General features: G+C 64.1%; 14 protein-coding genes. 6 read left to right on the top strand and 8 right to left on the bottom strand.

Annotated elements, in window-relative coordinates:
- Positions 1–2 precede the first annotated feature (2 nt).
- Genes ACE3OO_RS14975 through ACE3OO_RS14965 form a run of 3 tightly spaced genes read right to left on the bottom strand, consistent with a single transcriptional unit; the run spans position 3 to position 1,256 of the window.
- A complete protein-coding gene (locus ACE3OO_RS14975; protein ID WP_374304234.1) occupies positions 3–431 on the bottom strand; it encodes a DUF1924 domain-containing protein in 429 nt (142 codons plus the stop codon).
- The gene (locus ACE3OO_RS14970) at positions 428–967 is read right to left on the bottom strand and encodes a hypothetical protein (protein WP_374304233.1); all 540 of its coding nucleotides are present in this window, start codon (positions 965–967) and stop codon (positions 428–430) included. The genes ACE3OO_RS14975 and ACE3OO_RS14970 overlap by 4 nt, the downstream gene beginning before the upstream one ends.
- Positions 954–1,256, bottom strand: coding sequence for a hypothetical protein (locus ACE3OO_RS14965; protein WP_374304231.1), 303 nt, complete (start codon positions 1,254–1,256; stop codon positions 954–956). Before ACE3OO_RS14965 ends, ACE3OO_RS14970 begins: the two co-directional genes overlap by 14 nt.
- On the opposite strand from ACE3OO_RS14965, the gene ACE3OO_RS14960 reads away from it, so the two are divergent.
- The 3 genes from ACE3OO_RS14960 to ACE3OO_RS14950 are packed head-to-tail and all read left to right on the top strand — an operon-like array spanning position 1,255 to position 3,706.
- A complete protein-coding gene (locus tag ACE3OO_RS14960) occupies positions 1,255–1,683 on the top strand; it encodes a PepSY domain-containing protein (RefSeq protein ID WP_374304230.1) in 429 nt (142 codons plus the stop codon). The genes ACE3OO_RS14965 and ACE3OO_RS14960 overlap by 2 nt on opposite strands.
- A complete protein-coding gene (locus tag ACE3OO_RS14955; protein WP_374304228.1) occupies positions 1,680–2,348 on the top strand; it encodes a response regulator transcription factor in 669 nt (222 codons plus the stop codon). The genes ACE3OO_RS14960 and ACE3OO_RS14955 overlap by 4 nt, the downstream gene beginning before the upstream one ends.
- Positions 2,345–3,706: a sensor histidine kinase gene (locus tag ACE3OO_RS14950; protein WP_374304226.1), complete on the top strand. Its 1,362-nt coding sequence runs from the start codon at positions 2,345–2,347 to the stop codon at positions 3,704–3,706. The genes ACE3OO_RS14955 and ACE3OO_RS14950 overlap by 4 nt, the downstream gene beginning before the upstream one ends.
- On the opposite strand, the gene ACE3OO_RS14945 is transcribed toward ACE3OO_RS14950, so the two are convergent.
- The 5 genes from ACE3OO_RS14945 to ACE3OO_RS14925 all read right to left on the bottom strand — a co-directional run bounded on the left by ACE3OO_RS14945 (position 3,699) and on the right by ACE3OO_RS14925 (position 6,950).
- Entirely contained in the window at positions 3,699–4,097 is a 399-nt protein-coding gene (locus ACE3OO_RS14945) for a hypothetical protein (RefSeq protein WP_374304224.1), read from the bottom strand. The two genes, ACE3OO_RS14950 and ACE3OO_RS14945, sit on opposite strands and share 8 nt — an antisense overlap.
- Positions 4,098–4,108: 11 nt before the next feature.
- Positions 4,109–4,408: a hypothetical protein gene (locus ACE3OO_RS14940; protein ID WP_374304223.1), complete on the bottom strand. Its 300-nt coding sequence runs from the start codon at positions 4,406–4,408 to the stop codon at positions 4,109–4,111.
- Positions 4,405–4,728: a hypothetical protein gene (locus tag ACE3OO_RS14935; RefSeq protein WP_374304222.1), complete on the bottom strand. Its 324-nt coding sequence runs from the start codon at positions 4,726–4,728 to the stop codon at positions 4,405–4,407. Before ACE3OO_RS14935 ends, ACE3OO_RS14940 begins: the two co-directional genes overlap by 4 nt.
- Before the next feature lie 92 nt (positions 4,729–4,820).
- Positions 4,821–6,665: a sodium:solute symporter family protein gene (locus ACE3OO_RS14930; RefSeq protein ID WP_374304220.1), complete on the bottom strand. Its 1,845-nt coding sequence runs from the start codon at positions 6,663–6,665 to the stop codon at positions 4,821–4,823.
- An 18-nt stretch (positions 6,666–6,683) separates the two neighbouring features.
- Positions 6,684–6,950: a DUF4212 domain-containing protein gene (locus ACE3OO_RS14925; protein WP_374304219.1), complete on the bottom strand. Its 267-nt coding sequence runs from the start codon at positions 6,948–6,950 to the stop codon at positions 6,684–6,686.
- Between the two features lie 176 nt (positions 6,951–7,126).
- Here ACE3OO_RS14925 and ACE3OO_RS14920 point away from each other — a divergent pair, with 176 nt between their 5' ends.
- The 3 genes from ACE3OO_RS14920 to ACE3OO_RS14910 are packed head-to-tail and all read left to right on the top strand — an operon-like array spanning position 7,127 to position 9,959.
- On the top strand, positions 7,127–7,726 hold the full coding sequence (locus ACE3OO_RS14920) for a hypothetical protein (RefSeq protein ID WP_374304217.1): 600 nt from the start codon (positions 7,127–7,129) through the stop codon (positions 7,724–7,726).
- A 3-nt stretch (positions 7,727–7,729) separates the two neighbouring features.
- Positions 7,730–8,491 carry a PolC-type DNA polymerase III gene (locus tag ACE3OO_RS14915; protein WP_374304215.1) on the top strand — a complete coding sequence of 254 codons (762 nt, stop codon included), beginning with the start codon at positions 7,730–7,732 and terminating at the stop codon, positions 8,489–8,491.
- Positions 8,484–9,959 (top strand): DUF294 nucleotidyltransferase-like domain-containing protein, encoded by a 1,476-nt coding sequence (locus tag ACE3OO_RS14910; protein ID WP_374304213.1) that lies wholly within the window; start codon positions 8,484–8,486, stop codon positions 9,957–9,959. Before ACE3OO_RS14915 ends, ACE3OO_RS14910 begins: the two co-directional genes overlap by 8 nt.
- Positions 9,960–10,165 lie beyond the last annotated feature (206 nt).

The following is a 10,165-nucleotide window of genomic DNA, read 5'->3' as shown; positions in this document are numbered from 1 at the left end:
CCCTATTGTCCCATCATGAAGGTGATGTAGTCGCCGCGCTCCAGCGGCGTGCAGTCGCGTCCCAGCACGCTTTTGCAGTCGCGGGTGAAATGCTTGTCCACCTGGGCCGCGTCGGTGTAGCGCCGCGGGTCGGCGGAAACCGCGACCGGATCGATCGGTCGCCCGGTCTTGGCGTTGCGGCCGGGCTGACGCGGATCGGCGGTATGGCACGACATGCAGGATGGCGTGCGTGCATCACCGCCGGTGAAACTGCCACGGAATAGCGCTTCGCCGCGCGGCGCGGAGAAACCGGCAAAGCCCGGATCGGCAACGCGCGCCTTGGCCGCATAATCGGCCAGGATCGCGGCGCGTTCCGTGTTGCCGGCCGCCAGCGCGGCCAGAGGCAGGATGATGACCGCGCCGGCCAATGCCAGCCTGTATCGTCGTTTCATCGCACGACCTCCCTGCCATTGCGCGACAGGCCGCCACCGGACAGGCGCTGCGAAATCCAGGCCGCGATGCGGCGGCCGTTGTAGATGACGATCACGAACGCGATATGGCCGAAGATCACCCACAGCGCGGTCTCCGCTACGCCTTCATGCAGGTCTTCCATCCAGGTGACGAAATCGGCGATGGCGCCGGTGGCTGCGGCCAGCCCGACAAACCCGAGCAGCGCTACGGCGAACCACGCGAAAAACGGATTGCGCCCGCGCCGGCGGCCGAACCAGGCCAGTGTGCCGCCAATGCTGGGACGCGGCAGGCGCCACAGATTGCCCTGCGGCGCGAAGATGCCGGCCAGCAGGCGAATGGCGATGGCCGCCAGCACGATATAACCGGCGAAAAGATGCATGGCGTAGGTATCTTCATCCGCCGTCAGATACGCGACCAGAAAGCCGCCGGCCAATACGGCATGCCACAGACGCAGCAGGGGCAGCGAAAGTTTTGCGATATTGAGCTTTGCCATGATCTGGTCCTCAATCGTCGTCATGATCGCGGTGGCGGCGTTCGGAATACCGCTCGCGGTCTTTCTTGCGGCCGTCTCTGGCGTCCCGGTCATGATCCGCGCCATGTTTGCCGGCCTGGCGCGTCTGGGGCTGCAGATAGCCGGTATCGGGTCGGGTCGTTGCCAGAGTCGCCTGGGGAGTCGCCTGGGGAGTCGCCTGGCTCGTGCCGGATTCCGGCATCGGCGGATCACCGGCCGTGCCGGCATAAACCGCGGCCGCACCGGCAATAATGCCTGCTGCAACCAGCCCCTGGAAAAGCATCTTGCGTAACATGGGATTCGCTCCGTTGTTCAACCGGCCCGGATTATGGCTCGGCGTCACTGAACCCGGCCTGACCGGCTCATTCACCCGCCGTTCAGCTTCATCCGGTTACAGTGCCGCCATGAAAATCCCGGCTTTCCTGCTGCTCATCGGGCTGACCCTGCTGCCCGTCATCCATCCGGCTTCAGCCGGAGAAACCGACCACGATCGTGCCCGTCGCGCCGTGGAATCCGGTGAAATCAAGCCTTTGCGCGATATCCTGGCGGAAGCGGAAAAGACCCATGGCGGGCAATTGATCGAGGCCGAACTGGAGCATGAGCACGGCCGCATGGTGTATGAACTCAAGCTGCTGACCGTCGAAGGTCGGGTCGTGAAGCTTTATTATGATGCGCGGAGCGGCATGCCGTTGCAGCCGGGTGACCACGACCGTCGCAAATGAGAATTCTTGTCATCGAGGATGAGCCCGCCCTGGCCTTGCGCCTGCAGCAGACGCTTGAGAGTGCCGGCTTTGTTGTTGATGTCGCCTATGACGGCGAGGAAGGCTGGCATCTCGGCGACACGGAATCCTACGATGCCGCCGTGCTTGATCTCGGTCTGCCCAAGATTGATGGCGTGACCATCCTGCGACGCTGGCGCGAAAGCGGCCGGGCCCTTCCCGTACTGATCCTCACGGCACGCAGTCGCTGGAGCGAAAAGATGGCCGGCTTCCAGGCCGGCGCCGACGACTATATGACCAAGCCGTTCGAGATGGATGAAGTGGTCTACCGTCTGCATGCCCTGATCCGCCGCGCCGCCGGCCATGCCCAGCCGGAACTGTCCTGCGGCAAACTGCGGCTCGATACGCTGGCTGGCCGCTTCAGCTTCGATGGCGTGCCGCTGCAATTGACGGCGCAGGAATTCCGCATCCTGTCATACCTGATCCATCACGCCGGCAAGCTGGTCAGTCGCAGCGAACTGATCGAGCATGTCTATGATCGCCATTTCGATAACGACTCGAATGTGCTGGAAGTGCTGATCGGCCGCATCCGGCGCAAGCTGGGTGCCGATCTGATTCATACTGTGCGCGGACAGGGCTATCGCATGACCGGGGATGCGACGCCATGACAGGCAGCGGGCAGGCAGCCAGACGCGGACCATCGCTCACGCTGCGGCTGGTCGGCGCCGGGCTGATCTGGATGCTTGCCCTGCTCTCGGCGGGTGGCGCCGTATTGACCACCGCGTTCCGCGAATCTGTATTGCAGGAATTCGGTCATCGCCTCGATGCCATGCTGCGCGGCATGATCGCAGTGACGGATATCGGCCCCGATGGCAACCTCGTCATCACGCGGCCGTTGGGCGATCCGCGTTTTGAACAGATTTTCTCGGGCTGGTACTGGCAGGTGGCCGAACCTTCTGGTCGTCTGATCCGTTCGCGCTCGTTATGGGACAGCACCCTCCCCGTTCATGACGACGGCACGGAGATGCGCCGGCACGAGATCGCCGGCCCACGCGGCGAAATGCTGCTGGTGGCCGAGCGCGATCTGCAATTTCCCGGTATCGCCGGCCCGGTTCACATTCTGGTCGCCAGCGACCGGCGTGAACTGGATGAGCGGATCCGCAGCTTCGACCTGCTCTTGCTGACGGCATTGGGCCTGTTTGCCGTCGGCATGGCTTTTGCCGTCGTCCTGCAGGTCCGTTACGGTCTCAGCCCGCTGCGCGCCATGATCGCCGATCTCGGGGCAATCCGACGCGGCGACACTCTGCGCCTGACCGGAAAATATCCGCAAGAGATTGCCCCGGTGTCCGAGGCGATGAATGCCGTTCTGGATCATGATGCAGCCCTGATCGAGCGTGCCCGCACCCATGTCGGCAACCTTGCCCATAGCCTGAAAACGCCGCTGTCCGTGTTGCGCAGCGAACTGCATACCGCATCCGACAGGGCGATCATGGACGAGCAGGTCCGCATCATGACCCGCCTGATCGAACACCATCTGGCACGCGCCTCGGCAACGGCGGGCTCCGGCCGTGCGCTGGGAGCCGAGATTCCGATCAGGCCCACCGTCGAAAAGATCGCTGCCATGCTTGGGCGCATCCATGCCGACCGGCAGATCAAGATCGATATTCAGGTTCCCTCTGATGTCCAGTTTCGCGGCGGTCGCGAAGACCTGGAAGAGATGCTCGGCAACCTGATGGAAAATGCCTGCAAATGGGCAAAAAGCCGTGTGCGCATCACGGCGGCGGCGGCGGGGCCGTTGGTGATACGCGTGGAAGATGATGGCCCGGGCCTGTCGCCGGATCAGGCCGCCATGGTGGCGCGGCGCGGGGCACGGCTTGACGAAGCGACGCCCGGCTGGGGGTTGGGCCTGGGGATCGTCACCGATCTCGTCACCGTCAATGGCGGCGCATTGGCCCTCGACCGCTCGGAACTGGGCGGATTATGCGCCACGCTCACCCTGCCCGGTACCGCCGGCCCGCTCACCTGATTCCGAGCTTCGTTCCGCCCAGCCAGATCAGCAAGGCCAGCAGCCAGAAAACAACCGCCGCCACGGTGGCATAGAGCGCACAGCGCAGATACAGCTCGCGCAGGGTGCCCGTGATGATGCGTTGCGCCACTTCCGGCGTCAGATCGATCTGGCGACCCAGCAGGATCCAAACTTCCGTCTTCTTGTAAGATGCCCGCGTCACGTGGCCGGCCTTGAGCAGCAGCACGCAGGCCACCAGCATGGTGAGGATCGCGCCGGATTTCAGGGCCTGCAGCGGTTCGGCGATCAGGCCGATCATCACGCACCAGATCGCCAGGGCAGCAAAGAAGCAGCCCCGCCCCACCGAATGTATCGCCAAGGTCCGCACCCGTTGTTCAATGGGTTCGGCCATGGCGGCTGGGCTCAGAGCAACCCGGGCAAGGTCAGCAATATGGCGGCGCCGAGCCAGACGAACATCGACGTGGCGTCGGTTTCCTGTCGCCCGGTCAGGCGTTCGAAAATTCCGGCCGGCACGGCGGAAACCATCAAGGTGGAGACCGAGACGATCAGCGACGTGCCATAGAGCAATGCGATTCGGGTCGGCGGCACGAATTCGGGCAGCCAGACCGGTGCCATGACAAAGACCAGCGGCACTGCCGGCGAAATGAACCCGTTCAGCAGGGTCACGCCGAGCAGGGCGATGAAGATGGTTTGCGGGTTCATGACGCAGCCTGCGCCAGGCTGGGCGCCATGCCATTGGCAGCAAAAATGAAATGCGCCACGTAGCGCAGGGCGAAGGCCCAGAAGGCCGTCACCAGCGGCAGGAAGCGCAGGTTGACGAAGCGCGGTGTGATGAAGTCCGTGAGCCATACCGCCCAGTTGGTCAGCAGTTTGAACCAGCGGAAAATGTAGTTCGGATGATCCGGCGGCAAGAAGGCTGTCATCAGGAAACGCCCGACACAGGTCCAGGCGATCAGGGCAAGACTGTAGCTGACCGCCCAGTAAGGCAGGTAGCTCCAGAAGAAATCAGGCTGGGAACTCATGGATAATCCGCGCTGAGAAGCAATAGGCATACCCTACAAAAGAAAACGGCGGGGGCCAATGGCCCCCGCCGCCTTTAGGACGATGCCCGGTATTAATGGGCGATGGCGTCTTCGGCTCGTGCCAGCTTCACGTCGCCCTTCGGGACGCGGATGCTGTCGATGAAGTCCTGCATCTCCTTCGACGGCGCCGCCGTCACCAGGCTGACGACATAGGTGACGATGAACGCCACCGGGATGCCGAACAGGCCGCAGGAGATGTTCTTGACGCCGAACCACAGCGGCATGCCATAGAACTGCGTCATGACCAGGTAGTACACGCACACGCCATAGCCGGCGATCATGCCGAGAATGGCACCCATGTTGCTTGTACGCTTCCACCAGATGCCCATCACCAGTGCCGGGAACAGGCCCGACGCAGCGATCGAGAAAGCCCAGGCCACCATCGCGAGGATGGTCGAGGGCTTCAGCGATGCCACATAGGCCGAGATAATCGCCACCACGATCAGCAGGACGCGGCTGATGATCAGGCGGCGCTTGGTCGGAGCATGCGGATCGATCATGCGGTAGTAGACGTCGTGGCTGAGCGCGTTGGCAATGGCGAGCAGCAGGCCGTCGGCCGTGCTGAGCGCCGCCGCCAGACCGCCGGCCGCGACCAGGCCCGCGATGACGTAGGGCAGACCCGCGATCTCCGGCGTCGCCAGCACGATGGCGTCCGTATGGATACGGAACTCGGAGAGCTGCAGGATGCCGTCGCCGTTGCCCTTGACGCCGGCGCAGAGCGCGAACTTCTGCGCAGCATCAGCCGCGTCGCAGGCGCCGACCAGACCGATCGAACCCCACGACTGCACCCAGCCCGGCAAGGCCGAGATCTGCTGGCCGATCACGTTCTGGTAGACTTCCAGCTTCGCGAAGGCAGCATAGGACGGCGCGGTAAAGTACAGCAGGAAGATGAACAGCAGACTCCACGCCACCGACTTGCGGGCGTCACGCACGCTGGGCGTGGTGAAGTAGCGCATCAGGATGTGCGGCAGAGCAGCCGTACCCACCATGAGACAGAAGATCAGCGCGAAGAAGTTCAGGCCGTCGGTGAAATTCATCACGCCCTTGGCATCCGAGAATGCCGCGGTGTGACCCTTCACGACGCCCAGCGCCGGCTCCAGAGCCTGGATCTTCTCGATCGCCTGGCCATACATCAGCTGCGGGATCGGCACGCCGGTCACCTTGGCCGACATGATGATCACCGGGATCAGGTAGGCGATGATCAGGATGATGTATTGCGCCACCTGGGTCCAGGTGACCGCGCGCATGCCACCCAGCATCGAGCAGACCAGAATGCCGGCTAGACCAACGAACACCGCCAGCTCGAACGAGATGCCGAGGAAGCGGGAGGCGATGATGCCCACGCCGAAAATCTGCGCCGTCACATAAGCGAAGGAAGCCGAGATCAGCACGATCACGCCGATGAAGCGCGCGACATTGCCGCCATACCGGGCACCGAGGAAGTCGGGCACCGTGTACTGGCCGAACTTGCGCAGATACGGCGCCAGCAGGATCGACACCAGCAGGTAGCCGCCGGTCCAGCCCAGCACGAAGGCGAGGCCGTCATAGCCGAGCAGGTAGAGCGAACCGGCCATGCCGATGAACGAGGCCGCGGACATCCAGTCCGATCCCGTCGCCATGCCGTTGTAGAAGGCCGGCACCTTGCGACCGGCGACATAGTATTCGCCCATCTCCGCGGTGCGCGACAGGACGCCGATCAGCGCGTAGACGCCGACCGTCATGAACACGAACAGGTAGCCGATGACTTTATTCGACACGCCCATCTGTTCGAGGATGGCGAGGACGATCACGAAAGCGGCGAAGCCGCCCGTGTACATCCCGTAAATCTTGCCGAGGTTTTCAATGAAACCTCCGCTGCTCTTTGCATTGTTTGCCATGGTGGCGTTCCCCCTGAATTATTCTTCTTCAGCGACGCCGAATTCCTCGTCGATCGAGTTCTGTTTCGAGGCGAACCAGAACAGCGAGACGACGAAGACGATCAGCGAGCCCTGCGCAGCCATGTAGAAGCCGAGCGGGAAACCGAGGATACGGATGCCGTTCAGCTGCGGCGCGAAAAGATGGATGACGAAGCCAAAGAAGAACCAGATCGCCAGCATCGTCCACATGAGGCCGGACGTTCTGGCCCAGTAGGCCTTGGCCTTTTCCGGAGATAGGTCTGACATTGAAGCGCTCCTGCCCCTTGTTGTTTATGGTTCGGTTATACGTCTGACGCCGGATTCGACCCGGCCGCCAGCTTCGGGCAGTATAGGAGTCGCGAATTGCCGCAGCCCATTAGACCAAAGTTTAAGCGAGGCGAGACAGGCATTTATGCAAGCGTACCACAGGGGAGAAACGCATTTTGCTGCGCCGCACACTCGAGTTCTTTTTTCCACCGACGGTTTCGACGCCCGACGAGCTGAAGGCCTTCGCCGCTGGTGAAGCCGCCTATCTGGCGCAGAAGACGGTCATCGGTTATTGCCGGGTCAAGACGCTGTACGACTACGAGAAGTTGCTCAAAGAACCTCTGTTCCGGGATGCGCAGGAGATCTGCCGCTGGGAGGGTTTTGCCAGCACGCTCGGCGACATCCTGGTGCTGATCGAGGGCTGGCTGCGGCCCAGCGATGCGTCCGCCCGGCGGAAGCTGGCCGATTCGCTGGCGGCCCTCTATCCGGAGATCCTCAACGAAGCGGTACCCGCGCACCGCAAGGACTGGGCCGATGCCATCGCGGCCTTCCAGGCGCGCTTCGACGAGTCACGTCTGGCGGAGCCGGCAGCGCCTGAGCAACTGGTGACCGCCTCGGCGAAACTGATCCACGAGCTGGTGCCGATCGCCGACCGACTGAAGCGCAACGACCGCGAGGTAATCGTCGGCGATCTGCGTCTGCATATCCTGGCCGCCCATGCCTCGATGCTCAAGCGCTTCCGTCGCGATGCGCTGATCGCGGCGCTGACGGCATAGACCATGCGGCGGCGGCTGATCAGCGGCATGCAGCGCCTGCTCGGTGCGGTCCGTTCGGCACCGGTCGCCGCCCGTTTCACCCTGCCGGCCGACGAACCGCTGTCCACCCTGCCCGCCCTGCTGTTCGACACCGAGACCACGGGACTGAATGTGCGCCGCGACCGGCTGGTCTCGCTGGGCGGCCTGCCCTGCCGGGGCGTTGAGCTGCAGGACATGCCGCCGCTGGATTTCCTGGTGCATCCGGGGATCAAGATTCCACCGGCCTCCACGGCGATCCACGGCATCAGCGATGCCATGGTGGCGACCGCGCCGTCGCTGCCGCTGATCTGGTCCAGCCTGCAACTGGCCTGGCAAGGCCGCGTGATGATCGGTCACAACATCGCCTATGATCTGGCGCTGCTGCGGCATGAGGCCGAACGCCACCGCCTGCCCTTTCACCCGCCGGCCGCGGCGCTGGATCTGGGCCTGCTCTATGCCGGGCTGAAACCGCGCGTGAGCAGCATCACGCTGGAGCATATCGCCACCGAATTCGGCATCGGCGTGAACGGCCGCCACACGGCGCTGGGCGATGCCGAGGCCTGCCTGGGGATATGGGCCCGCATGCTGCCGGCGCTGACCCGCATCGGCGTCGCCACATTGGGCGGCGCGCAGGCCCTGATGCAGAGGCAGCGCGACATCCTGCATGGTCAGGGCAATGCCGGCTGGGCGATCGAATTGCTGCTGCCGCATGGCCATGCCCATGCCACGAGGTCGCCGCATGGCTGACGTCCCGGCCCATATCCCGGACCTGGAACCCTATCGCCGGCGCGTGGCCGAGATCATGCGCCGGCCGGCACAGACGATTGCCGAGGATGCGATGCTGCCCGCCATCGCCAAACGCATGGCCGAGGATGCACGCGGCGCCCTGCTGGTGACCAACCGCTTCGACCAGGTGGTGGGCATCCTGACCGAGCGTGACATCACCCGCGCGCTGGGCAAACAGGCCGAGGCGGCGCTGGGTTTGCGCGCGGCCGACATCATGACCCGCGAGGTGGTGGCGATCAACGAAAGCGCCTTCATGTTTCGCGCCATCGGCCGCATGCGCCGCATGAACCTGCGCTACCTGCCGGTGACCGACGATGCCGGGCGTTATACCGGCATGGTCTCGGCCCGCGCCCTGCTGGCGTTGCGTGCGCTGGACGGCCAGGTGATCGCCGACGAATTGGACGTGGCGCAGACCGCCGAGGAACTGGGCCATGCCCGCGCCGCCCTGCCGCAACTGGCGACGCATCTGCTGCAGGATGGCAGCGGCGCGCGCGAGGTGGCGGCCGTGATCTCGGGGATCTATTGCGACATCACTGCCCGTGCCAGCGCCATCGTCGAGGCGCAGATGCAGGCCGAGGGTCAGCCGGCACCGGCGCCCTGGTGCATGCTGGTGCTGGGCTCCGGCGGGCGCGGCGAAAGTTTGCTGAAGCCCGACCAGGACAATGCCATCGTGCATGCGGGCAGCAGCGAGGACGATGGCTGGTATGCCCGCGCCGGCGAACGCGTGGCCGACCTGCTGGATGCCGCCGGCATCCCTTATTGCAAGGGCGGCGTAATGGCCAAGAACCCGGGCTGGCGCGGCGCGCAGGGCCAGTGGCGCAGCCGCGTCACCGACTGGATCAAGCGCCACTCGCCCGAGGCGCTGCTGAACGTCGACATCTTCTACGACCTCAAGCCCGTCTACGGCGCGCTTCGCCTGGGCGAGGGCCTGCGCAACGAGGCGCTGGCGGCGGCACGCTCCTCGCCGCTGTTCCTGCGCCTGCTGGCCGAACAGTCGGCGCAGTTGCATCCCGCCATCGGCTTCTTCGGCCGGCTGCGCGCCGGCGAAGGCGGCCGCGTCGACCTCAAGATCGGCGGCCTGCTGCCGCTGGTGAGCGCGGCGCGCCTGATGGCGCTGAAGCTCGGCAGCAACGCCACTGCCACCGACGACCGCCTGCGCGCCGTGGGCCAGGTGGGCCTGATCGGCCAAGAAGACCTCAACGGCCTGATCGACGCCCAGGCCCTGCTGCTGCGCCTGATCCTGGAACAGCAGATCGCCGACCTGGCGGCCGGTCGCGACCCCGGCACCCGCATCGACCCCGATGCCCTGAACCGCCGCGACCGCGACCGCCTGAAGGCGGCCCTGAAACACCTCGACCTGTTGCCCGACATGATTCAGGGCGTGCTGACCAGCCAGGCCAGCCTGACGCCGGTTCAGACGCCGGCCTGATTATCCCGGCCTGACGATCCCGGACTGACGATCCCGGCCATACGGCGCCAGAAGCGGGTGGCCTTGCATCGCGAGGATGCCATTTTTCGTCGTTTTGAGTCGGTTTTGCGTAGTTAACTTATTGAAATGACACAAATTGGCATGTGAATAAGAACGTATCATAAACAATACGCAAAGTCCATTTATACTTTATTATATGTAAAATA

Origin of the sequence: Ferrovibrio sp., assembly GCF_041906005.1 — a bacterium.
GTDB lineage: Bacteria > Pseudomonadota > Alphaproteobacteria > Ferrovibrionales > Ferrovibrionaceae > Ferrovibrio.
This window is presented reverse-complemented; position numbering and strand designations above follow the sequence as displayed.

What these genes read in the sequence shown, in the direction of transcription:
- ACE3OO_RS14975 (WP_374304234.1), bottom strand. Translation starts at nt 431, where the DNA reads ATGAAACGACGATACAGGCTGGCATTGGCCGGCGCGGTCATCATCCTG.
- ACE3OO_RS14970 (WP_374304233.1), bottom strand. Translation starts at nt 967, where the DNA reads ATGACGACGATTGAGGACCAGATCATGGCAAAGCTCAATATCGCAAAA.
- ACE3OO_RS14960 (WP_374304230.1), top strand. Translation starts at nt 1,255, where the DNA reads ATGGGATTCGCTCCGTTGTTCAACCGGCCCGGATTATGGCTCGGCGTC.
- ACE3OO_RS14965 (WP_374304231.1), bottom strand. Translation starts at nt 1,256, where the DNA reads ATGTTACGCAAGATGCTTTTCCAGGGGCTGGTTGCAGCAGGCATTATT.
- ACE3OO_RS14955 (WP_374304228.1), top strand. Translation starts at nt 1,680, where the DNA reads ATGAGAATTCTTGTCATCGAGGATGAGCCCGCCCTGGCCTTGCGCCTG.
- ACE3OO_RS14950 (WP_374304226.1), top strand. Translation starts at nt 2,345, where the DNA reads ATGACAGGCAGCGGGCAGGCAGCCAGACGCGGACCATCGCTCACGCTG.
- ACE3OO_RS14945 (WP_374304224.1), bottom strand. Translation starts at nt 4,097, where the DNA reads ATGGCCGAACCCATTGAACAACGGGTGCGGACCTTGGCGATACATTCG.
- ACE3OO_RS14940 (WP_374304223.1), bottom strand. Translation starts at nt 4,408, where the DNA reads ATGAACCCGCAAACCATCTTCATCGCCCTGCTCGGCGTGACCCTGCTG.
- ACE3OO_RS14935 (WP_374304222.1), bottom strand. Translation starts at nt 4,728, where the DNA reads ATGAGTTCCCAGCCTGATTTCTTCTGGAGCTACCTGCCTTACTGGGCG.
- ACE3OO_RS14930 (WP_374304220.1), bottom strand. Translation starts at nt 6,665, where the DNA reads ATGGCAAACAATGCAAAGAGCAGCGGAGGTTTCATTGAAAACCTCGGC.
- ACE3OO_RS14925 (WP_374304219.1), bottom strand. Translation starts at nt 6,950, where the DNA reads ATGTCAGACCTATCTCCGGAAAAGGCCAAGGCCTACTGGGCCAGAACG.
- ACE3OO_RS14915 (WP_374304215.1), top strand. Translation starts at nt 7,730, where the DNA reads ATGCGGCGGCGGCTGATCAGCGGCATGCAGCGCCTGCTCGGTGCGGTC.
- ACE3OO_RS14910 (WP_374304213.1), top strand. Translation starts at nt 8,484, where the DNA reads ATGGCTGACGTCCCGGCCCATATCCCGGACCTGGAACCCTATCGCCGG.